The sequence below is a fragment of the Nostoc sp. genome (assembly GCF_036917395.1).
In the GTDB taxonomy this organism is placed as follows: domain Bacteria; phylum Cyanobacteriota; class Cyanobacteriia; order Cyanobacteriales; family Nostocaceae; genus Nostoc.
On record NZ_JBALDI010000059.1, the window covers coordinates 1 to 21,484 of the forward strand.

The window sequence follows — 21,484 nt, forward strand, 5'->3', positions numbered from 1 at the left end:
CTGGAATTTATAATTATGATCTTCAAAAAGCTAATTAACTTGAAATTTTCATAACTCTACATAATACCACAAAACTTTTTTGCAAGAGGTCTAGTATTATCAAACGGTATTTACTTAAGATGAATAAATTGTTGACCGTGCAGCAGCATTCAAGACTGGGCAAGGAAGTTCTACGAGATTGTAATCTTGTATTCATAACAGACCAACAAGTTGAGGAATTAAAGCAATCTCTTTGGGAACACGGGGTTATTGTTGTCAGAAAGCAAAAACTGACGGCATCCCAGTTGAAAGACTTTGCCATCCAGACGTTTGGTGACTCAACCCTCGGTCGTCGCCCCAAGCCTTTAGATCCCGAAATTGCTCCAGACTTACAAAGTCCTGGAGTCTCTATTTTAGGTAATCCCAAGGGGCTTTCTGGTGAGGTGGTCGGCAAAGTTGCTTGGCAATGGCATCACGATAAAGACCATCTCCCTAAAACACAGGGACTGGATATGAATGCCCTCTATGTCGTGATGCTTTATGGGGTGTCCATCCCGGATGAAGGAACGGATGGACACCCCCACACCACTGAATTTCTCGACATGGTGGAAGCCTACCACAATCTCGCTCCTTCACATCAACAGCAATTAGGATTATTGTCGATGTATCACCTGTCACCTATCTCCTCACAGCCAGGGGTAGAGATTCCTCGGAAATTACATCCAATTGTCTCAACTCACAAAGTGACTGGGCGCTATTGTTTATATTTGGGTTCAGACACTTCGATTCTCAAAGGGCTAGAAAACAAACCAGAAGCTGCTAAACAGTATTGGCAGCAATTGTTTCGGGAGATTCTGGACTGTACGCCAGTTTATGCCCATATTTGGCAAGCTGGAGATATTGTGTTTTGGGATAACTCCCAAGTTATGCATACAGGTATGCCCTACAATGCAAACAAATATAAGCGGATTGCTCTCCGTGTTGCTGTTATGGCGAATAGCTGAAGTTGGAGACAATTGCGGGATTTGGCGGGGTCAACAAAAGAATGCTAACCCTCAATTAGTTCCGGTATTGTGTCCCCTTGCAGGGTAATTAGTTTTGGAAACTTAACACCCTAATTATTAGTGTTAGCGCACTTGAAAGTTTCAGTCCCCTTGCGGGGTAATTAGTTAGGCATTTCTAAAATTTAATCTGTAACACCATACTCCTTCTCTATCAAACTCAACAATTTCTCTTCCACAGTCGTCAAATAAGGTCTATTCAGCTTCCCCAACGACTGCAACAGATTTTTGACTGTCTCCTCCAAAGAATCGGAATATATTCTAGGACTTACGCATCGTACATAAGTACTATACGGAATATGGGTATTTCAGCTATGTTCAGCAGCTAGCGATCGCTTGGGAATAAGTAAATTAGGGTTATACGAAACGCTTGAAACTACCAAATATCATTTCGCACATTATGGTTTATTTGTACAGTCCGTAAGTCCTAGTTAGTATACTTTTCAATTAAATTTGAGATTTCAGCAGAGATTCGGTTGAATTCATCTAGTTTTTCGTTAAAAGCTACTTTAAATTCAGATCCTTTCTGAACTGCTTGAGAATCATTATGTTCAATATTTAGCCAGATATCATCAGAAAACCCTAAAAAACTTTCTTGAACACACTCAAGCTCAGTTAAAATTTGCTGTATTCTTGTCTTCATTGTTTTTCTCCATTAATCTAGCTCATGAAATATTGCTTAAAATAGTCAGATTCCAGGAATTCGACATAGTATATTTCTTGTAACCAAGCTTTCAAATTGTATTTGCAAAGCAAGAGCCGTCACTGGGTCTTTTAGTAATACACCAGCTTCAATATTGCGCTCGTGAGCCGCTTCTGTAAAATTAGCGGAGGTCACAAGCACACGCTCCCTATCTACAACAACACATTTGGCGTGTAAACAAGCTTTTGATTCCACACCCAGCGTCAGCGATCGCGGATCGTGAAATACTTCAGGTAGTCTTTTTCCAGGCCAAATATCTTGGCGAAAAGTACTGGCAAACTCCCGCAGTAAAGTAGATGTTGGCATTTCGCTGTTATGCGGTCGATTAACGTTAAGAAACATCCGCACATTTAGTTCTGGGTTAAAATCCATTCGTTCTGCCAGCACTGTAAATAACTCTCGTGCTTTATACCCCTTATCAATAGCAAAGCTGGAAATCAAAACACTTGTTTTGGCAGTACTAAACAACTCACGCACAACAATAGCAGTATCGCGGCTTTGGGAACCAGCAATTTCTGGGCCAGTCCAAACTAAGTCAACGCGGTCGCTTACTGCTTGGGATGTACTTCGTTCCTCTGCCAAAAGTCGCAGTGTATAAGCAATATGCTGAGAATGTACGCCGATGAGATTAAGGCGGTTGAGTTCATCAACTATGTCTCGATTTAAAGCCGCAGGGATGTAGTTAGCTACATTGGATATAGAAAAGGGCGGAGAAAGTCTGCCAGTTTCTAAAGCTGCTGCCAAATTAACGAGGGTTGGACGACTGAGGTTGAGAAAACCCATCAAACAAGTACCTGATCTGGAAAGAATTCTGCTCCTAGTCCTTCAACAGTAGCCACAACCAATGCTCTATCGAGAAACTCATTGCGGCGTTCACAGGAAGTTTCCGCGATCAGTAGGCATCCGTGACAAGCAGATCCGTGTAAAAATCTTTCCTCTTGTACGTTATCTGGTTGATGTTGAGCGCATACTGGATCGTTAGAACAAAGTTTTCCCAACTCTAGGGCAACATTCAAATGTTCTTCAAGTTGATTCCCTACTTGTACAAGTCCCCCTAAAGTCCCCTCAGAACCGGGAGAACCAGTATATAAAAGGATGCCATAACCTGCATCACTGGCATAGATGCGTTCACGAATTGAACTAGCAGCATAACCACACTCCAAAGACACTGCTGTAATCAAGAGGTGTGATAGGGAATGCAGCATAATATAAGGAAGTCCAGGGAAAATGGCTTTTTCAGGGGGAATGCCTTTACGATCGCGCCAGACATTGAAACCCCTTTCTAATTTTTGCCCCTGTTGTTTAACAGCCTTCCGTTGCTGCCAATCTTTTATCGCTTGTTTGTTGAAGGCAATAAACACGCCTTCGCCTTTATTTTCAATCGCAGGCACCCATTGACGTTCAAAATCCAAATCAGCACGCCGCACATTAATGCTTAAATCATCAATTTCTCCTTCAATATTAGGGATGGATGCCTCAAAACGGGTAAAGCCAACTTGGGCAATCACTTCTCGCAGACGATGCACCAATACTACCTGTTCTATAAATGGCAATAGTGCGGGATTGAAATTATCTAACTTGCGTTTACTAGCGTAAAACTCGTCATTAGAAGTACCTATTTCTGCTGAACAAGAAAGTAAAGCTTCAATTTCTACTTGTTTGATGGTTTTAGAATCGCTGCTTCTTCCACTTTGACGGCGTTGAATTTCTGCCCAAACCAACTCTGCTCCAAATTTATTTAAATCAGCATACTTAAGATTCCTTTTCAGATTTTTTTGCACTTCATCCAAGTCTTCCAAATATTCCAAGTCCTGTAAGTAATGGCGATCCACTACTTTTTTCAATTGCTCATCAGCATCTGGAATCGAAATCACGCTGAGGGTTTGAGCAAAATAAGCATTACTAGCAGAACGTACCAAAAGACGGTTATGTTCTGGTTCGTTAGTTTGGACAATATTACCTGATTTATCTGGGACACAGACCCAACAAGGTTCCTGAGCTTTAGCACCTAACCAAGGACGATGCCCTTGGCATTGTCCGAAAACTTTGGAATTTTTGGCTTTAGCTATGGAAAGTGGACGACGGGCTTTGCAGCCTTCACAGCGCACAAAAATTTCTTCAAAGTCATTGCCAGAGCCACCTTCATCTAGCCACAGTTGTCCCCGACAGTTGGTTTTGAAATCATTATGGGCAAAGGCGTACCAGTCTATATCGCTCAGATGTCCATTTATACAAGCTTGCACAAAGCGGACTGGTACGTATGACACGCGCTGTCCTTCAAATTTTGATCCCTCCTTGACTGTTCGCCAGTTAGCTAGGGGACGGGTACGGTAATCTTTCCCGTTGAAGCGAATGGTTTGATCGACTTGAGCTACAAACCAAGCAGGAAAAATAAATGCATCCACACCAGTGAGGGGCATGTTAGGGTCTGAAGTCTCTCTTGGTGGACTAAATAGTTCGATATTCTTAACTTGCAGCATTTCGCAAACTTTATCTTTCAAACGGTCTTCACGAATGGGCTGCATTTCGCCTTTCCAGTAGGTCAATCCCCCAATTACTACCGAGTATTTAGGTAAATCTACCATTGCTCCTGGGCCAAAGGTTGATAAAAGCTGGCTTTGGCGGATTTCTGCTTGTGGTTTTATTTTATTATTTGACTTCTTCATTAGGGATTTCCAAGAAATAAATTATCAAACCACAGAGACGCAGAGAACACAGAGAGAGGAGAAATTGAGAGGATTTTTGCGTCAGTTTTGGGATATTTTTTGATTTGTAAGTCCATTAAACCTCTTCCTCTATTTCTAAGCCAACAGGGTCACGCACAAAAAGTTTTACTACTGGCTCGACATCCCGCAAGCTGCGTTGGGCTTTGAATTTTTGCCGATCGCTACTTTCTTTGTCCGCTTTGGGGTCAAGGGCATCAAGTAATAAAGGGGCTGCCATCTCTATTTCATTGCGTTGATATTGTAAGCGTTGGTCTTGCACGGCAATATGTTGCCATGTATCTAAACGGTCTATAACTTGTCGCCGGATTTCTTGACGCAGACTTTCGGCTTCATCGGCTTTTAAGGGGCTATGTCCTTCTGCACGTTTAACGATCGCATCCACAACAAAATCTAAAAGCAGGCGATGTTGGGTAATTTGAGCAGCACCTAGAGGCGCTGTCATTTCTGGATTACCTAATCTGGCAAGGGCAACGGTAACACCTGATAAACCCCGATCGATGGCGCGGGGTGAGAAGGGAGTAACGCTACTTGCTTCCACTGTGCGGTAGAAAGTATCATGCCAGATTTGAAAACGTTCGTAGTGAGAGCGATCGCGCGGTCGGTGAATGTTGAGTAAGGTAACGACTAAACCAGGTTTTTCAGCTTCTCGACCGACGCGGCTGGTAGCTTGAATGTATTCAGCAGTGGTTTTCGGCTGTCCTAAAACTACCATCAGCCCTAAGCGCGTGATATCTAGCCCTACAGAAATCATGTTAGTTGCTAGGGCAATATCAACTCTTTCTTGATCATGAAAAGGTAAAGCTAGACGACGTTTGGTATTAGCAACTTTGTTAGTGCTGATGCGAGAGGTTAATTCTTCTGGTTCATCATCTATTTTGCGATCGCAAAATAAGCTAAACGGTTCTTGATAGCGACGGCGATCGCCATAATGACTCAGGCGCGAGTTTACCTCATCTTCCACTAGGCGGCGACTACCACCCAATTCCCGCAGGGAATTAAAATAACCTAGCAGTGTCATATAAGGGTCAGCAGGATTATGCGGATTTGTTTTCCCGCCGACATCTTCCCAAGCTTGTTTAGCTGCTCCCAACAGGGCTAAGTATGCTCGTAACAGAACTACCTTCAGGCTGCGTCCTTGGGCTACAACTCCGACATAAAGCCGTCCCGGTGTTTTGGTAATTGGTACGGTTTCGGCAAAAAAGGAGTCGTGGCGATCGGGCCCAGGAGGCGGAAAAATATCTACCTGGCTATGACTAAATAAAGCTTGAATTTGGCGCTCCGCACGGCGGACTGTAGCAGTGGAGGCAATAATCTTCGGTCGGATAGTTTTATTATTGTGCGTCGCACTACACAGAACATCAAGAACAGTTTCGTATAATCCCACCATTGTTCCCAAAGGCCCAGAAATCAAGTGCAATTCGTCTTGAATAATCAAATCTGGTGGGGGTAAATTTTTGTCTAAGGCTCGACCTTTGGTTTTAGCATCAGCTGGCCCGGTGAATCCGGCTTTTTCATCAAAATGAGTTACCTTGCCAAATAGCGCTCCAGTTTGACCAACCCAAGGCAGATTCGCAAATTTATCAACGGTAGAAATTATGAAGCAAGGAAGCCGTCGATAGATTTGTTCATCTACGGCAACGATGGGTAGGGGATTGTTGCCTTTAAATACACAAGCAGGTTTACAATCTGCGTGTTTTTTCCGATTGTCACAGATTACCCGCAGGTCAGTAGGTGCATCGGCAAGTGGTAAAAGCTGAAACGATCGCGCTTTCAATTCCGTACCACACCAAGGACACCTTTCTAGGGGAATCGGCTTCGGTTTATGAGGATAATGCCGATCAAATTCTTGAGTCCGCGCCCAAGCTGAATTATCTTTGTCGCCTTTTTTACCCATTTTATTGGGTGTGGCACCCTGCCCAACCCACAACCCAATTTCAAAAGGATGCTTACCTAGTCTAGGATTTTGCTGACGTTCTAGTTCTAAGGCACAGACGAGGGTTGCGGCTCTTTCCAATTGGTCTAGGGTCAAGAGGCGCAGAGTGTAGCGCATGAGAACGCTGACACCAGCAGAGTGGATACTAGGATCGCGCAGACGACGCAGCACCAGAGTGAACGCTGCCAACCCTAAATAGGCTTCGGTTTTGCCGCCACCTGTGGGAAAGAACAGCAAATCTACTATTTCCCGATCTGGATGTTCTGGTTGAGCAATGCTCAGGATGTTCAACAGCAGAAAAGCTAGCTGGAAAGGTCGCCACTTCGGTGGTGAAAAGTCTTCAGGGGATTTGTCTGGATTATCGTGAGTTAGGCGTTGTCTTCTAGCAGTTGCTAGGGCTTGGTTAACGATTTGAAAAGCTTCTAGCACCAGAGGATCTTCTAAAGCTTGTAATCCGGCGGCTATGCGTTGCTTAATTCTGCTAGCTGTGGTTAATAATTCACTAGCAATTTTTCTCTGGTGCGGTTCAGTCGGGGCTGCGGCTTGCTGTTTGGTAATCCAGTCAGTATATGCAGACACCATTGGGTAAACCATCTCAGATATAGTCGCCGCGTCTTTTGCCTTAGCTAGTGCTTCCATGCCTAGTTTTAGCCCTGGAATTTCTGCTGGTTCTACTCTGGCCACCTCTGCTGTGGGCATCCAGTTAGTACGAATTTCTTGACAGATATGATTCGAGCTAAGGATAGTAATAGCAGAAACATTGTGTCCAACAGCATATTCGCAATCGTTGCGGTATTGCAGGCTTGACACCGCTTCGTCTCTGTCTTGGCTGTTTTGCCCCCGCAAGTTAGGGCGGGATACAAAAGCCTCAGCTGTGCGGATGGTGAGGCAGGCTTGAAAAATAAAACTGATGTCGTGCTTTTGGTTAGGATTGTTGCTGCGGTAGTTAACTAAGAATACTGAAACTGAACGCGTACCAACAGGGAGTTTTTGTTGAGGTGATGAAGCTACAGCCCGATTTGACACAAATAACTTTAAGCCGTTGCTGTCTGGAACTTCAATCTGAATTTTTCGCTGATTTCCCAGCAGGGAAATAGGCATACTAATGCAATGAGGAGAGCGTTGCCATAATTCTTGCTTGGCTGACTGGGGATTCTCGCTATCATCTAATTCTGTTTCGCTTTCAAGAAATTGGTAGTCACCCCACTGGACAGTTATATTCAGTTCTGTGGTATTTTCTGGTAGAAGAAAGCTCAAGCCAATGGAAGAAGGAAAGTGAGCTTTACGGGCTGAGGAGGCTTCGGGAGCATTGGCATCTTCATTAGTATCACTGCTACTAAGTTGTTCGAGTGTGTCATCTGCTGTTTCGTCCGATCGCACTTCAACAGGCGCTCCAAAAGGTACTAAGAAACCTGTAAGATACCACTTAGAAGGAGCTTGGGTGAGGATTTCCTCGGCATATTCAACATCATCAGGGGTTGGCCCCACCAAGTCTAGTTGCATGGCGCGGATTAGATGCGATCGCACTTCGGCAGATGTGGTCATAATGAGGGCAGGGAACAGGGAATAGGGAATAGGGAACAGTAAGTGTTCATAAATGATTTAGGATGGCTATGCTTTTTTAGGAATTCATCGGTATGGCTAACGTTGAACCTGTCACATAGAAGTAGAGGGAAAATCAGGAATAGTTAAAGTCGTTTCCGTCACTTTGCGAGATTTCGCTACTTTTTTAGTATTCCCTTTTGCCTTGGATTTCTCAGCAGCTTTACCGCCTAAAATTTCCGCTTCGGCGCGTTGCTGGTTGAGTTCGAGTAAACGGGCTAATACTTCGTCGTGAATTTCTTCAGGCCAACGGTAGCGCCAAGGCTTTTTTTTCTGGCGTTTGCCGGTGTTTTCGTCGTCTTCTTCATCTTCGTAGTCAAGTAGGAAGGTGCAGTCTGTGGAAATATCTGTCCAGCCGTAAGCATCGAGGACGGCGCGATCCATTTGGGCGTGGAGTAAGCGTAGTTGTAAAATATCGGGGTGGCGTTCGTCAGGATCGTGGAAGCGGTTGTAGGTGTCGGTGAGTCCCTGGTTGTTGCGAACCATTAAGGCGGCGCGGTATTCATAGTATTCTTTGCCTACGGTTTCTAAGGTAGGGTTGGTTTCCCAGTTTTCAGGAAAGGGGAAGGTTTCAAAGCAATCTGAGGGAGTGTAGCGAAGTCGGTCTTCCAATGATGAACTGAAAAATCTTGCCCAAATTTCATGTATGCGAGATTGGAGAGTACAAAATGCAGAATAAGTTGTTAGTGGAAAGATAGCTAGAGAATGAGCAAAAACCATTCTCGGTGGTTGAAATGAGAATGATATATATTTACTAGCACCACAATTGGTTACTAAAGCCCGTCCGAGAGGGGCGATCGCTTTGTTACCTTCTTGGTTTCGTCGTCCAAAAAGCCACCACTGACGGCTATAACTTCCAGGCTTATTTTTTCTTTCTGGATAAACTTTCTCCTCTACAATCTTCATTAAATCAGGATACTGTTGTGCTTCATCTTCATTCATCTCCCCAAAATTAATTACATAGCGATGATGTGAATGAGTCGGACTAGAGTTAACCTCTTCTCCACCAATATAAGGAAATATTCGCTCTTGATTTTTGGGATTTTGTTCAATCAAACGGTGCATTTCTGGAATAGGTGTAGTGTCAGGGTTGGAATCATCAAATGTGAAACCCATTCCCAGCACAATGCTACCAATGAAACTTTTATTAGTATTTGCTAATAAAACAGCAGGGTTTTTATGTCCACCTGACTTAAATAGAAAGGCAGAGATTAAGTCAACTTCGCGCCCATCTAACAGCTTTATACCTTTATACTCACCTTTAAAAATGTGAACTACACTTACAACAACAGCTGCTAAACCCGGCCAATCTAACCGCTTTTGAGCATTGTAAATTATACCTTTATTATGACATATATAGCTTAATCCACTGCTACGTGTATCACCTTGAAAAATAGTATTTGTGGCAATTAAACCAAAACATCCAAATTTTCGTAACAGTGTAAACGCTCGTCTGAAAAAGTGAGCAACTAAATCACTATTATTGTTAGATTCTGGATTAATTACAGGCAACCAATCCCTATAACCATCACCGTATACTGTACTAATTCGTTTACCACCCAAAAATGGCGGATTACCAACAATCGCATCAAACCCCGGATTATCTCGCTCAAACACTTCGGGAAATTCAATCTCCCAATTAAACGCCGGAACTGGTTTCTCCCCATACCTCAACTCTGCACAAATCCGCCTGACATCTAAATCATCTTCTTGATTTTTCTGCCTATTATAAAACTTTAACCATGAATTATCCCGCTCATCTTTTCTCGCTTTATCTTTATCCTTAGCGAAAAATGAAGCAATAACCAAATCCCCTTTCAGCCGAATATCATGCAACTCGGTTTCTATATTGTTGTAAAAATCGCGTTTTGCTGCATAATTATCCTCATCTAACTTGTGAATTTCATCTCTGTCAAACTTCACTTTCTCCATCGATAAATTAAGCAAAGCTAAATTTGGATCTTTATAAGTCTTGTCTTCAGACCAAGTAAACGTTTTAATTTGTTCAGAAGTTAACCCAACTAAAGAATCTCCCCACTTAAACGCATGGTCTAAAAATGTAAAAGGATGAGCTTTCGCCAAAGTCGCTAACCACAAAGATAACTTAGCCAAATTCACCGCAAAAGGGTTTTTATCTACTCCATACAAACATCGTTGCGCTACTAACCGCCGCGCATAAAGTAATGGTTCTTCATCAATTGGAATTTCAGGTAATACGTTTTGCTTATTCCATGCTTCAACTAATTTTTCAGCCAATTGGCGACAACTTTCAACCAAAAACGCCCCCGAACCCATCGCCAAATCACAAACTTTCAAGTTTAAAATCTGCTCTGGTGTGGGGTTTTCTCCCAAAGCCGATAAAATTGGTCTGAGAGTTTCACGAACAATCGGCTCAGTCAACGCACGAGGCGTATAATGAGAACCACTACGCCGCCGTTCTTCCCCCGGTTGCAAATACAGAGAACCCACAGGCATTAAACTCGGCGTTTTCGGTGATATCTTGCGTCCTAACGCCGCCACTACCTCATCTGCTGTCCTCGCATCCTTTAACTCAGTTAAGGATTTCCCAGTAATTTCACAACCTGCAACATCCTTTAAATATTTAGCCCGTTCTCCCACCTTAGCTTTGAGAACTTCCTCAACGCTGATAACAACTGTCACCGAAGATTTGGAACCTTTGGGTTTACTCCAAACACCGATAGCAGGACTACTTGCTCTTTCTACCTCATAGCCCATAATCGCTTCGTAGACGGAACCAATTTGTTCGACATCTAGAGAACGGTAAGACAGGCGTTCTCCATCCAGTACCAACAACCCTTGTAATACCTTGTGAATTACCCCATCTGAAACGCGAGGCGGTTCAATACTTTCCCCTGTTTGATATTTTGTATACTGGGGACGACCTTCTAAAAACGGATATTCATCTGGGTCAAATAGTTGCCCATGACGAGCAGGTAAGTACAAATCAGCATGACCGCCGCCATCATAAACCAAACGAAACAGACTCAGCAACCACGCCCAAGCACCATACCTTTGATCCATTGTATCTGGGTAGTTGCCTGCATCTTCTCTTAAGCGATCGTAAAGTCCACTAACTGAGTAATAGCGTGTATAAACTGCATCTTGAGACATCAGTCCCCGGTCTTCAGCGTAAAGCAAGAACACCAACCGCAGCAGAATAGTAATCAGTCCACCGTAAATATGCTGGGGCGCAGTAGTAGCACTTGTGTTGAGCGGAGTCGAAACAATGTCACTCACTAAGCGGCTTTTAGTGGTTGCATCTGCTATTTGGAAGCCGCGCAGTAAATCCCATAATGCCTCTAATACCTGCTCTGCAAGCTTAATAGAGACATCGTTTTGATATTTCCGACTTTTTTCCAGGATTGCAGACAAACGGCGATCGCTAGGGACATTAAACAGTCGATCAGCCGAGACCAACATCTCCATTGCACCCAAAATCAGCCGCCCAGATACCTCACACATTGCCTGTACAGGAAAGGTGAGATGTCCCGATGACTCACCAAGTGGTGCATAAACCAAACGCAATTCTGTCCCATTGCACAATAGCCCAGTATAAACTTTTGTTTCTTTTAAAAGGCGCTCAAACTTAGACTGGGGGCTAACGTGCCAACCAGTACTTCGACTGCGCTCAGTAGCCATAGATTTACTATCCTCCGCACCAGCATTGTCAAGTTCAGTACCAGGGGAAAGCACCTGTACCAGCATCATCCAGCCGCCATTAGGGTCGGGTACAGCATACGTAGGTGTTAAAACTTCGTTGTAATCTGGGAGTGCGATCGCTAATGACTCTGGACTGGCAACTAAATCTTCTGGTTGCCAACCTAGAACATTGATAGTGAAAGCAGGAAAGTCGTCAATTCCAAAGGTTTCCTTGTCTATGTCACCAGAGAGGGGTTCACGTCTGGCAACTGTAGCGAGTGTTTGTTGCAGTTCCACCACATTGCGGTTAACCACAGCTTGGGCTGCTGACAATGCCGGGGGAGACACCACCAACCCCATCGGCTGGAGAAAGCCCAACCATTCTTTATGTAAGCGAATTTCTGGATCGTTTGCCATTGTTTATCAAAAAAGTAAAGGTTTAAAACCTCGCCCCTAGTGGGTGGCTTGATTTAATTGCGAATTGCGAATTGCGAATTGGTTTCATACTCCCTTTAGCCGGAAATCGGCCATAAATAAATTACGCCGACTGGCTCAATCCGCACTGCTTTTACTTTGTATGCGGCTTCAATTCGGGCTGGTTCTGAAATTAGTTCAACTGCGATCGCTTGAAGGCGTTTTTCCCAATGGCGACGGTCTGCATCCAATTGGCGCTGTTCTTCTATGAATGGAAGAGTCAACTGCACTGCCTTAGATTCTTCCTGACACTTGACAATTCGCGTCTGTTGCTCTTCCAGAATCTTCTTCATCTCAGCAGCTTCTCTAATACCCCGATTGGCCAGCTTTTTCTCAGCACTTTCAGCCAAAGCTGTGGCGCGGCGTTCCAGATGGGGAATTAATTCTGCTACATCTTGGGCAGCACTTTTTTTCAATCGCTCTTTCACCGCTTCGGCAACTTGCAGCAAGTGAGGAGAAGCTAAGGAATTTTCCAGTAATTCCAGTACATTGTCTTTCTCGCCTTCTCTTAAAGGTTGAAGTTTCTTGCGTCCCCGACTGGTTGGATCTGACCACTCTGCGGCGACTGCAATCACCTGATCGTGTAAGCGAGAAGCCCGTTCACCATACAGAGCCAGCCGTCCCAGTGCAATCACTTTTGGCATGGGGTCATCAGTCAGACAAACACAAGCACGGGTTAATTCATCATGCAAGAAGCCCTGAGCTAAAAACCTGCTTAGTAGACGTTGGACAATTCTGTGTTCTAAATGCAGATGAACTACATCCCCATCTAAAGAACCGGGATCTCGAAAGACTACAGGGCGAATCGGTGCTGATTTTCGCCATTCCCAAGGCTTTTGTCCGATTTTCCGAGGTGTTCTCAGGGTATCAAGTGTAGTTGACCATGTAGGATCTGCACCAGTACGCTGGTCGAGAGCCGGAATTGTCCAACGCGCAGTTACAGGATTGTTAGCAACCTCATTCACATCTACAGGGGTAAGTGTTGGGACTCCCAGAATTTCTAAAGAAGCAGAAATTGCATTACGGAAGTGATTGTCATCTAATCCCAACCAATCCCGCGAGTCTTTCAACATTTCTTGTAAATTCTCAACTTGTTTAGTCAAATCCTGTTGGCGGAGTCTGGCTTGCTCCAGTTCTTCATTAATTACTTGCGTGTTTACTGTTTCTTTGTTATTGAATTGCTCTGCCTGATTAATCGAATCAGTAAGATGATTTACTTCTTGGTGGCGAATCCCATTAGCCAGTAAGCGCGACACATTTCTTTCAACCACTGGTGCAAGAGAGCCAAGTTCTTGTTGAATCGTGGCTGTTTTCCGCACCAGTACGGACAATACTTTGTCTTCTGTGCGTTGCGGTAAGACAAAGTAATAACAATGGACAACAGGCGATCGCTGTAATTTGCGGTCAATCCGTCCATTACGCTGTTCCATTCTTGATGGGTTCCACGGCACGTCAAAGTGGAACAAGTTAGCACAGTTATTTTGGAGGTTCACCCCTTCTCGTGCTGCATCTGTGGCAATCAGGATTCGCAGGGGATGACGTGCTATTTCAGCGTTAAATGCACTTTTGATAGCTTCGCGGCGTTCTTCTCCAATGCCCCCGTGAAATACATCTATGCGTTCATGTTCGCGGTTAGAGCCTGCGATGGCGTTCCGCCCACCGGAGGTGATCGCTGTTTGTAATTGTTGTTGTAAATAACGTTTAGTATCTGTATATTCTGTAAAGATAATTACTCGCCGTTCTAACCAAGCAGCATTCGGCTGACCCAGATCGGGACAAAGATTTTGGCGAATCCACTCCACCAGTTGTTGAATTCGGGGATCTGGCTGGTAGCGAGAGGAATTCGCTACATCTGCCATTTCATCTAAAATTGCTAATTCCCGCGCACTCTGTCCGGCAGCTTGTATAGTAGCTGCTATCATTTGAGCATCTTCTTCTGCAATTACTTCCTCTTCAGAAAATTCTGCCCGTTCGTCATCAGCACCAGGGGATTCAAACAGCAATGGGAGACTGGCTTGATGTATGGAAGTCCGGTTAACTGCTTGCTTTTCCATCGCCGTCCGATGCACCTTTAAAGTCCGAGCAAATGCCTCAATAGAAGACAAAAGCCGCTTTTGTAGTGAAGTAATTACTAACATCGCCGTAGTCTGGGTAGACTTCGCTGCATCTTTGAGCTTTTCTTCACGCAGATTGCGATACTGTTGCAGCAATCGAGATAACTTGAGTTCTGGCGCGTCTTCTGGTAGGTTATCTATAATAATAGGATTCACGTAGCGCTGCGGGAACTCTTCTCCTATCTCCCGTAAATCTTGCTTTAAGCGCCGTACCATTACAGAATCCAGCAACTTGCGATTACGAACGGGTACTCCTCGGCAGAAACGCTGGGGGTCAAGGATTTCTAGTAAGGCAGCGAAGCTGTTGGAATGTCCATTGTGGGGAGTGGCAGACAAAAACAGCTTGTGTTCAAAACGCGGTGCTAAATCTCGAACAGTTTTGGTAAGTTGAGAGTCAACCGCATACTTTGCACCACTCGCAGGTGCAGCATTATGAGCTTCATCAAGGATGAGCATGGAAGCAGCTGCAAAATCACCAAGCCAGTCCCGTAATGGTGCGGTGTATGTTTCATCTCGTAGCAAGGCGTGGGAAATAATGAACCGAGTGTGCGTCATCCAAGGGTTAATTCCATAACCCCGTTCTTGACGACGGGCAGCAATAAACTCACGATCCAGAATCATAAATGTAAGTCCAAAGCGGCTCTCCATTTCTTCTTGCCACTGCCTTACTACTGATGGCGGACACGAGATCACTACTCGCCTAACCTTTTGCCGCATCAACATCTCACGCAGTATCAGCCCTGCTTCAATTGTCTTGCCCAAGCCGACATCATCCGCAATAAACAAACCGACTCTCGGCATCAGCAAAGCTTTACGCAGTGGTTCTAGCTGATACGCTTTGACTTCTATACCAGCTCGGTAAGGCGCTTGAAAAAGCTTGGCATCTGTGGAGGTTACGCAGTTCCAACGTAATGTGTGCAGGTAGGCAGAAAACAGACGCGGATTATCAAAACCTCGATTCGCTATGGAATCCCATGATGTTGCCCCTACGATTTTGGCATCTATTTCCCGTTCCCATAGGACTTCTAGCGATTCTCCTAACGCATCATCTTCTAAACAAGAAAGGCTAACTTTAGTGTCTTGCTCTGGAGACGGCTTAGACACAACTTCTTCTACAAGATACTGCCGCGATCGCACGCGCACAATCTGTCCAGTTACAACGTCAGTCACTAGTATCTTCCCCTTTGTAACTGGACTGCTATTATCCTTCCCATGACAATTTCACTCCCCTAAACCCTTATGTCTAATGACTGGTTGGACTGGAGTGCTAAGAAAGCAACTATGCTTTGTTTAAATTACAGGTATAAAATAGTTTGTTAATCTATTTGAGTCTTAGCACCTGCTACATCTTATGAAGTATTTTTATATACGGCTATATTATTTAGCTAATTATCAAGAAAATTTTAAAGCTTCTATTTCATAAGCAATTTACAAATTATTTTTCTCAGAAGTCTTACGTAGATTAGTTTTTAAGGGCAGGGTAAAAATAAAGTTTCTTGGTAAAAATATTTAGTCTTCCTCAAGTAAGCTATAAGCTTCCTTTGATTAGCGATCGCTTTATGGTTTCTGATGAAAATTTCTGTACTAATTTTTTACAATTGCCTCCAAAGTACCACTGACAGCACGTAAATAGTCAGATGGGAATAGCAGAAGCAGCATTCCTCGCATTCCACCAGAAACAGTAATCTGCTCAAATAGGATTGCTGTTTCATCAAGGTAAACAGGATAGTCTTTTTTGCTAGCTAAAGCTGTTACACCTCCACGGATGTATCCTGTTAGTGGCTGCACTTCCTTCAGGACAACTGTCTCAATCTTGCGGTTTCCTGAAATCCGCGCCAAGGCTTTTAAGTCCAACTGAGCATTTCCTGGTATAACAGCAAAACAGATACCTGTTGTGTCACCTCTAACTACTAAAGTCTTAAAAACTTGTTCTGGAGGAAGCCCAACTTTCTGTGCTGTACTCTCGGCAGCCAGATCAGCAGGATCTACTTCATAAGTGAGAATTTGGTAAGGAATACCTAGTTTATCAAGTAGCCGAGCAGCATTAGTTTTCATTCAAGTCCACAAAAGATATTATTGCTCAAGCTCCCAATCTTCAATCACCAGCCCACTAACGCGACTAAATTCTCTTGTGTTGTGCGTGACTAATGTTAAGTTATTTACCACTGTGATCGCTGCTATCTGTAAGTCATAAGGCCCAATTGGTGTACCAAGCGCCCCTAACTCTGCCCGAATTGTGCCAAAAAGCCGAGCCGCCCGATCATCAAAAGATAAAGATACAAAATTATTTAAGAATGCTTCTTGTAATGTTAAAGTCCGTGTCGGATTATTGCTTCGCATTGCACCATAAAATAGTTCGGCTTTTACTATCGAACAAACAGCAATATCTGCTGGTGATAGCGATTCTAACCTCCGCCTTACAGCAGACATAGGACGATTCAGATAAATAATACAAGCATTGGTATCTAACAAATATCTCACTCTAATGCTTCCCTAATCTCATAATCACCTTGGGGATATCTTTGAATTGGGTCATCCGCTAATGATCCAGCTGTTTGTTCAAAAAATCCGGCTGGCCATCCTAATTCTTGGGGTGTTTTTGGGGGGTCTGATGGCTCTAGCTGTTGATATGTTACTGTTACAACTATATCTTTGTCTGTTACGTCAACAGGGATATCAAGGTGCAAAATGCCATCAGCCCCAACATGAGAACATAACTTAATACTCTGCATTACTGTTTTCTCCTACTCCTTGGTTTATTAAGAATGGTACTTCATCTATGATTTCGTACTCTTTCTCTATCAAACCTAACAGCTTCTCCTCCACCGCAGTCAAATACGGTCGCTTCAACTCCCCCAGATGCTTCAGCACAGCACGGGCTGCCTTTTCCAAGTTCTCGTTTTCCCGTACCCTACTGATGCGATCGCTGATTAACTGTATCTGCTGACATTCCGTAGGCAAGTAATTCAGTGGCTTTAGATGGTCAATTCTCACGGTGTACTCTCCATCCCACATTGCCACTGTACAACTGAATTCGCCTACTTGATTAACGATGCCCCAGCACCCGCCTTTTCCTCGCAAATCAGAGTTATCTTTAACAAGAATTTGGCATACCTCCCCTACACAGTAAGGATTTGCGGCTTTAGTGCGTTCCATTATCCGCTCTATAACGTCTTTGACAACACGACCTGATGGTACTTTTCCACCAGCTTGTTTCACCGCAGTTTGCCACACTTCCCACTGTTCCTGCGGTTCTAACTTAGTCATGGGGCGAACTTGTCCTTCGCTGGTGGGCAAGATTTGTGATCCATTTGTTGTCAAATCATCAATTCCCATATTTTGACAATAAATTGTTGTCAAATTTTCGTAGACATTAGCTGCTGCAATCAAATAATTTGACTTTTGGCGACTATGACCAAAGCGATCGCGACAATAATCTTCAAACGTGCGGTGACTTGAACGGTAAAGTCGGCGATCACGTAATTCTGTCAGTGCCTTCCCTGCCTCAAAAAACGCTCTTTCTACACGGCGCTCCAGATGTAGGCGATCGCGCTGTTCTTCGTCTGTCAACTCTGGCACTTCGACAGCAGTAACGTTAATTGTTGCTAAGGCTGGGTTTTCCTCAACAGAGATAGCTTCATTTGCAGAATTACTGAGTGGTTTTGAATTTATCTCTGCGGCAGAGGTGGCTTTTTTACGCCTAAAAGATGGTTTAGCCATCATTCCACCCCTTTAATTCAATAGTACTTGTTCAGAGTCAATGACAAATAGATTAAGTATGTGGTGAGTTATGGCAATAATGCTCTGAGATTGGACTCGGTGGAGCATTATCATCTTCACGAGTCCTCTTCAATTTTCACAATGTCATTGACAGTTACTAACTCTCCAGATAGCACAGAGCAAATCCTTGCTAGTTTTACCAAATTATCGATATCCGCTTTTTTTAGCCTGCCATCACGGGCGACAGTCAGGGTATGTCTAGTGACTTCATTCGGGCTACCCTCAAACTGCCTATGAACTGCATAGACAGACAAGAGGCTACCATCTTCAGCTTTGGGCCACCATTGCGAAATATCAATATATGCTTCCATCCAAACTGCTAACATGTTTTTAATGATTAACCTCCATTAACGCTTATCTGATTACAGAATAACAGCCAATCAACATACAGACTATCAATTAACAGAATAACTGTTAATCAGTATGTTGACAACCAGTTAGCAGGATGACATAATATAACTATCACAAAAGGCAACCGCCCTTAGCCTCGGAAACTTTGGAAGCGATCGCCTTTTGAAAAACCCATACATTCATGCAGGGAATCTTAATTATGACTTATATCATCTACGGCCATCAACAGCTGCACCTAAAATCCATTGCCCGCCTGAAGCAAATCTACAGCGAAATCGGCTGCACAGTCGAAGTAAGCGACAAACGTTACAAGGATGCTTGGATTACCGCAATCACTAAATATCAGTCAAGCAAGGTTCAGAAACTCACCCCTGCTGTTCCCGACGAACAAACCGCAGCCCAAGCCGAACTCGACGGGTTCATCGCTGCTCAAGCCCAAGCCATCGCTCCCGAACTACTGACAACGGTTGAAATCAACTCCAACCACTACGAAATCTACGCAGGCAAACAACTCATCACTTACATCGCCTACGACCACAACGAATTCATTACCCAACCTTGGCTAGTTATAATCAACGGTGAAGAGAAGTTCCGCGACACGACAGTTGCAAGATGCCAGCGCTACATTGAATGGCATCATCAGGATGGGACGCTTAATCCATTTGCACCAACTGAAGTACCAGAAGTACCCCAAATTTCAGAACTCTCATTTTATGACCAAGAAGCGTTTGTTAATCGGGAACTAATAGCCGGCATCTTTTACGATCATGACAACTATGAAAACTTCTACTGGCGCGTAATTATCAACGACAAAGAGATTTTCCGAGATACTACATCAGCCAGATGCCACAGCTACGTCAAGCAGCAATACCAACAGGGCACGCTGCCAATGCAAGAGCCATTCGAGGAAGAAGCAGAGGAGCTATTAGCTCTTAGCGAGGGAGAAGAAATTTTCCCCTTGCACCCCACATCCTCTTCTTGCGCTACAGGTAATGAAATCATGGCGCAGATTTTCAACGAGTGCGAGAAGTACGGCTTTGAAATCCTTGACGATGGCATATATTACGAACCTTCAAGAACTTACAGTAATCAGATGAAGGAAGAATGCTTAAAAATGTATCTCAATGGTATGGGTTTCAGGGGCATTGAACGTGTCAAAGGGGTTCATCATACTACTATGATCACCTGGGTCAAACAACTGGGTCAAACGATGGTAGATGCACCAAGCCAAGACGTGCATGAAGGAGAATTGTCAGGCGATCGCAATCATCCAGGCGATCGCAATATTCCATTAGTTGGAGAACTGGATGAATTAGAAACCTTTGTTGGGTCAAAAAAAATAAAATCTGGCTGTGGACAGCAGTAAACCATTTTAGTCAAGGAATTCTGGCTTGGGTATTGGGTGACCATAGCGCAGAAACATTTAAGCCTTTGTGGGAATTTGTCTCCTCCTGGGAATCCTACTTCTACGTCACAGATGGATGGAAAGTTTACCCTCAATTCATTGATTCGGGAGACTATATTGTGTTCTATTCCTTTGCACCGCATTCAGTTCTCAGAAACTATCATCCAATATTTGCTTGATAAAAAACGGGTACAAGTGCAAAACACCGGACGCGGCTTTTTGTTGGAGATTGCCGAGGATTTTTAGGTTATTAATCCCACAGTAAAAAGCATGATTGACTACATTAACGCCCTGAAAACCAGTTAGTATATCTCTCCACCTTGGGGTCAAACAATTCCGCCTGTTGAGGTCAATTTATTAGAAAGAGTTTACCTGAAAACTACGAGAACATTTGGTTACTGTTCTGGTGTTCAGTGGAAATATGAATGTTGGCTTTATACAATCATTTGTGGTGATGAAATTGTCCACGCTACAGAACATCAAATCATTGGGGCTGGTCAATTATAAACCCTCAGCGTGCAAAAACTTGCTTTCGTTTTAGGGCAGAAAGTAATCCTGTGTTCTTATGGTGATGACACAAAACAACGACTAATTCTAGGGGTTGTACTTGTGGATAAGTTTTGGTTTTACCTTGTCGAATTGGTATCGCCAACCTTAACTCAATCACGGACTATATCGAATCGTTTCTCACTGGTTGGTGAAAAAAGTTTGGTGCGCGTGAATGTCTAATTCTCTCTAATCAACAACAACAAATTATCACCCAACTAAAGTTATGTCACAAATCGAAGTAGCCCGAATCATCGACCAGATAAAGCAAGAAATCACTGTTGACTCTAATGGACAAGGTAAGGCTAGTCTTCGTGCAACAGCAAGATTAGCTGGGGTTGATGCTGCTGGATTATTCAGAAGTCTCAAAACGGCTGTTGACAATTCTCGCTCTAAAATGGTTGAAAAGCTTATCCATAAAGGCTTTGAAGGTGTTGACATTTTAGGATGGTCGCAGTCTGGTATCCCTGACGCAGCAGTTGCCGCCATACTTCACTATTACGGTTACGAAGCACGGAAAAGATGTAGTGAACAAGCAAGATTAGCCTGTGAAGCATTTGAAAGTATCGGTGTTCGCGCCTGGATGCAAGACATCATGGGCTGGACAAAACCCGCTACTCAACCACAAGAACAACCCTCCACACTAGCCCTCCCCCCAGTTGAACAGCGATTGCATACTCTTGTCTTGGCAATGAAAACTTTAGCTGAGTTAACTGGTGGCAGACTCAACCCGTACATGGAACAGCAATTTAAAGACTATGCCGGGAATCTTCTGGCAGAACACAACAGAAAATTGCTCACCTCTTCAGAAGAACGATGGTTGGGGGTTGTGAACTTTGCAGAGAGCGAACTTGCAAAGAAAGTCCCCCTGAGCGGCGCTCACTATCGCGGACATCTTGGGACATGGGTGAGAACATTCTACCCACAATTGGGCGATCGCCAAGAAACACGATTGGTTAACGGTGTACAACAGCCCATCTATGTCTACGCCTGTCACGATCCGGTGGTAGCTGCGGGGTTGACCAAAGCAATTGATGAATTTTTCGCACACCCGAATCCGGCGGCGGCATTAAGAATTGCGGGGGCATTCTCTAAGAAGGCTGTGGTTACTGCTTGATAGTCATTGGTCATTAGATATTGGTCATTAGAT

The 21,484-nt window shown here is 43.9% G+C and carries 13 protein-coding genes and 2 pseudogenes; 4 read left to right on the forward strand and 11 right to left on the reverse strand.

Annotated elements, in window-relative coordinates; all coding sequences use genetic code 11:
- The first annotated feature begins 119 nt into the window (after nucleotides 1-119).
- Nucleotides 120-983, forward strand: a complete 864-nt coding sequence (locus tag V7K46_RS20415; protein ID WP_335116258.1) for a TauD/TfdA dioxygenase family protein — start codon at nucleotides 120-122, stop codon at nucleotides 981-983.
- A gap of 484 nt (nucleotides 984-1,467) precedes the next feature.
- Here V7K46_RS20415 and V7K46_RS20420 read toward each other — a convergent pair whose 3' ends face one another.
- The 11 genes from V7K46_RS20420 to V7K46_RS20470 all read right to left on the reverse strand — a co-directional run bounded on the left by V7K46_RS20420 (nucleotide 1,468) and on the right by V7K46_RS20470 (nucleotide 18,343).
- Complete coding sequence (locus V7K46_RS20420; protein ID WP_335116260.1) at nucleotides 1,468-1,683, reverse strand: hypothetical protein; 216 nt, start codon at nucleotides 1,681-1,683, stop codon at nucleotides 1,468-1,470.
- 45 nt (nucleotides 1,684-1,728) lie between these two features.
- Nucleotides 1,729-2,526 (reverse strand): DISARM system phospholipase D-like protein DrmC, encoded by a 798-nt coding sequence (drmC, locus tag V7K46_RS20425; protein ID WP_335116262.1) that lies wholly within the window; start codon nucleotides 2,524-2,526, stop codon nucleotides 1,729-1,731.
- Entirely contained in the window at nucleotides 2,526-4,409 is a 1,884-nt protein-coding gene (locus V7K46_RS20430; RefSeq protein ID WP_335116264.1) for a DUF1998 domain-containing protein, read from the reverse strand. The genes drmC and V7K46_RS20430 overlap by 1 nt, the downstream gene beginning before the upstream one ends.
- A 115-nt stretch (nucleotides 4,410-4,524) precedes the next feature.
- Nucleotides 4,525-7,947 (reverse strand): DISARM system helicase DrmA, encoded by a 3,423-nt coding sequence (gene drmA / locus V7K46_RS20435; protein WP_335116266.1) that lies wholly within the window; start codon nucleotides 7,945-7,947, stop codon nucleotides 4,525-4,527.
- A gap of 111 nt (nucleotides 7,948-8,058) precedes the next feature.
- Nucleotides 8,059-12,081: an Eco57I restriction-modification methylase domain-containing protein gene (locus V7K46_RS20440; RefSeq protein WP_335116268.1), complete on the reverse strand. Its 4,023-nt coding sequence runs from the start codon at nucleotides 12,079-12,081 to the stop codon at nucleotides 8,059-8,061.
- A 95-nt stretch (nucleotides 12,082-12,176) separates the two neighbouring features.
- The gene (gene drmD / locus V7K46_RS20445) at nucleotides 12,177-15,422 is read right to left on the reverse strand and encodes a DISARM system SNF2-like helicase DrmD (RefSeq protein WP_335116270.1); all 3,246 of its coding nucleotides are present in this window, start codon (nucleotides 15,420-15,422) and stop codon (nucleotides 12,177-12,179) included.
- 414 nt (nucleotides 15,423-15,836) lie between these two features.
- Nucleotides 15,837-16,307 carry a Cys-tRNA(Pro) deacylase gene (ybaK, locus tag V7K46_RS20450; RefSeq protein WP_335116272.1) on the reverse strand — a complete coding sequence of 157 codons (471 nt, stop codon included), beginning with the start codon at nucleotides 16,305-16,307 and terminating at the stop codon, nucleotides 15,837-15,839.
- 18 nt (nucleotides 16,308-16,325) lie between these two features.
- Nucleotides 16,326-16,733: a type II toxin-antitoxin system tRNA(fMet)-specific endonuclease VapC gene (gene vapC, locus V7K46_RS20455; RefSeq protein ID WP_335116273.1), complete on the reverse strand. Its 408-nt coding sequence runs from the start codon at nucleotides 16,731-16,733 to the stop codon at nucleotides 16,326-16,328.
- Nucleotides 16,730-16,984 (reverse strand): hypothetical protein, encoded by a 255-nt coding sequence (locus V7K46_RS20460; protein WP_335116275.1) that lies wholly within the window; start codon nucleotides 16,982-16,984, stop codon nucleotides 16,730-16,732. The genes vapC and V7K46_RS20460 overlap by 4 nt, the downstream gene beginning before the upstream one ends.
- Nucleotides 16,971-17,972 carry a hypothetical protein gene (locus tag V7K46_RS20465; RefSeq protein WP_442939858.1) on the reverse strand — a complete coding sequence of 334 codons (1,002 nt, stop codon included), beginning with the start codon at nucleotides 17,970-17,972 and terminating at the stop codon, nucleotides 16,971-16,973. The genes V7K46_RS20460 and V7K46_RS20465 overlap by 14 nt, the downstream gene beginning before the upstream one ends.
- Before the next feature lie 116 nt (nucleotides 17,973-18,088).
- Complete coding sequence (locus V7K46_RS20470) at nucleotides 18,089-18,343, reverse strand: hypothetical protein (RefSeq protein ID WP_229562076.1); 255 nt, start codon at nucleotides 18,341-18,343, stop codon at nucleotides 18,089-18,091.
- 1,040 nt (nucleotides 18,344-19,383) lie between these two features.
- Here V7K46_RS20470 and V7K46_RS20475 point away from each other — a divergent pair.
- The 3 genes and pseudogenes from V7K46_RS20475 to V7K46_RS20485 form a co-directional block, all read left to right on the forward strand.
- Nucleotides 19,384-19,910 (forward strand): annotated as a pseudogene (locus V7K46_RS20475) (IS1 family transposase); the annotation flags it as partial.
- A 187-nt stretch (nucleotides 19,911-20,097) separates the two neighbouring features.
- Nucleotides 20,098-20,517 (forward strand): annotated as a pseudogene (locus V7K46_RS20480) (DUF1392 family protein).
- A gap of 43 nt (nucleotides 20,518-20,560) precedes the next feature.
- Entirely contained in the window at nucleotides 20,561-21,451 is an 891-nt protein-coding gene (locus V7K46_RS20485) for a hypothetical protein (protein ID WP_335116282.1), read from the forward strand.
- The last annotated feature ends 33 nt before the right edge of the window (nucleotides 21,452-21,484 follow it).

Excerpts from the sequence above, each read along its gene's own strand:
- V7K46_RS20430 (WP_335116264.1), bottom strand. The coding sequence starts at position 4,409 with ATGAAGAAGTCAAATAATAAAATAAAACCACAAGCAGAAATCCGCCAA.
- V7K46_RS20420 (WP_335116260.1), bottom strand. The coding sequence starts at position 1,683 with ATGAAGACAAGAATACAGCAAATTTTAACTGAGCTTGAGTGTGTTCAA.
- V7K46_RS20440 (WP_335116268.1), bottom strand. The coding sequence starts at position 12,081 with ATGGCAAACGATCCAGAAATTCGCTTACATAAAGAATGGTTGGGCTTT.
- V7K46_RS20465 (WP_442939858.1), bottom strand. The coding sequence starts at position 17,972 with ATGGCTAAACCATCTTTTAGGCGTAAAAAAGCCACCTCTGCCGCAGAG.
- drmC (WP_335116262.1), bottom strand. The coding sequence starts at position 2,526 with ATGGGTTTTCTCAACCTCAGTCGTCCAACCCTCGTTAATTTGGCAGCA.
- V7K46_RS20470 (WP_229562076.1), bottom strand. The coding sequence starts at position 18,343 with ATGGAAGCATATATTGATATTTCGCAATGGTGGCCCAAAGCTGAAGAT.
- drmA (WP_335116266.1), bottom strand. The coding sequence starts at position 7,947 with ATGACCACATCTGCCGAAGTGCGATCGCATCTAATCCGCGCCATGCAA.
- V7K46_RS20460 (WP_335116275.1), bottom strand. The coding sequence starts at position 16,984 with ATGCAGAGTATTAAGTTATGTTCTCATGTTGGGGCTGATGGCATTTTG.
- V7K46_RS20485 (WP_335116282.1), top strand. The coding sequence starts at position 20,561 with ATGTCACAAATCGAAGTAGCCCGAATCATCGACCAGATAAAGCAAGAA.
- ybaK (WP_335116272.1), bottom strand. The coding sequence starts at position 16,307 with ATGAAAACTAATGCTGCTCGGCTACTTGATAAACTAGGTATTCCTTAC.
- V7K46_RS20415 (WP_335116258.1), top strand. The coding sequence starts at position 120 with ATGAATAAATTGTTGACCGTGCAGCAGCATTCAAGACTGGGCAAGGAA.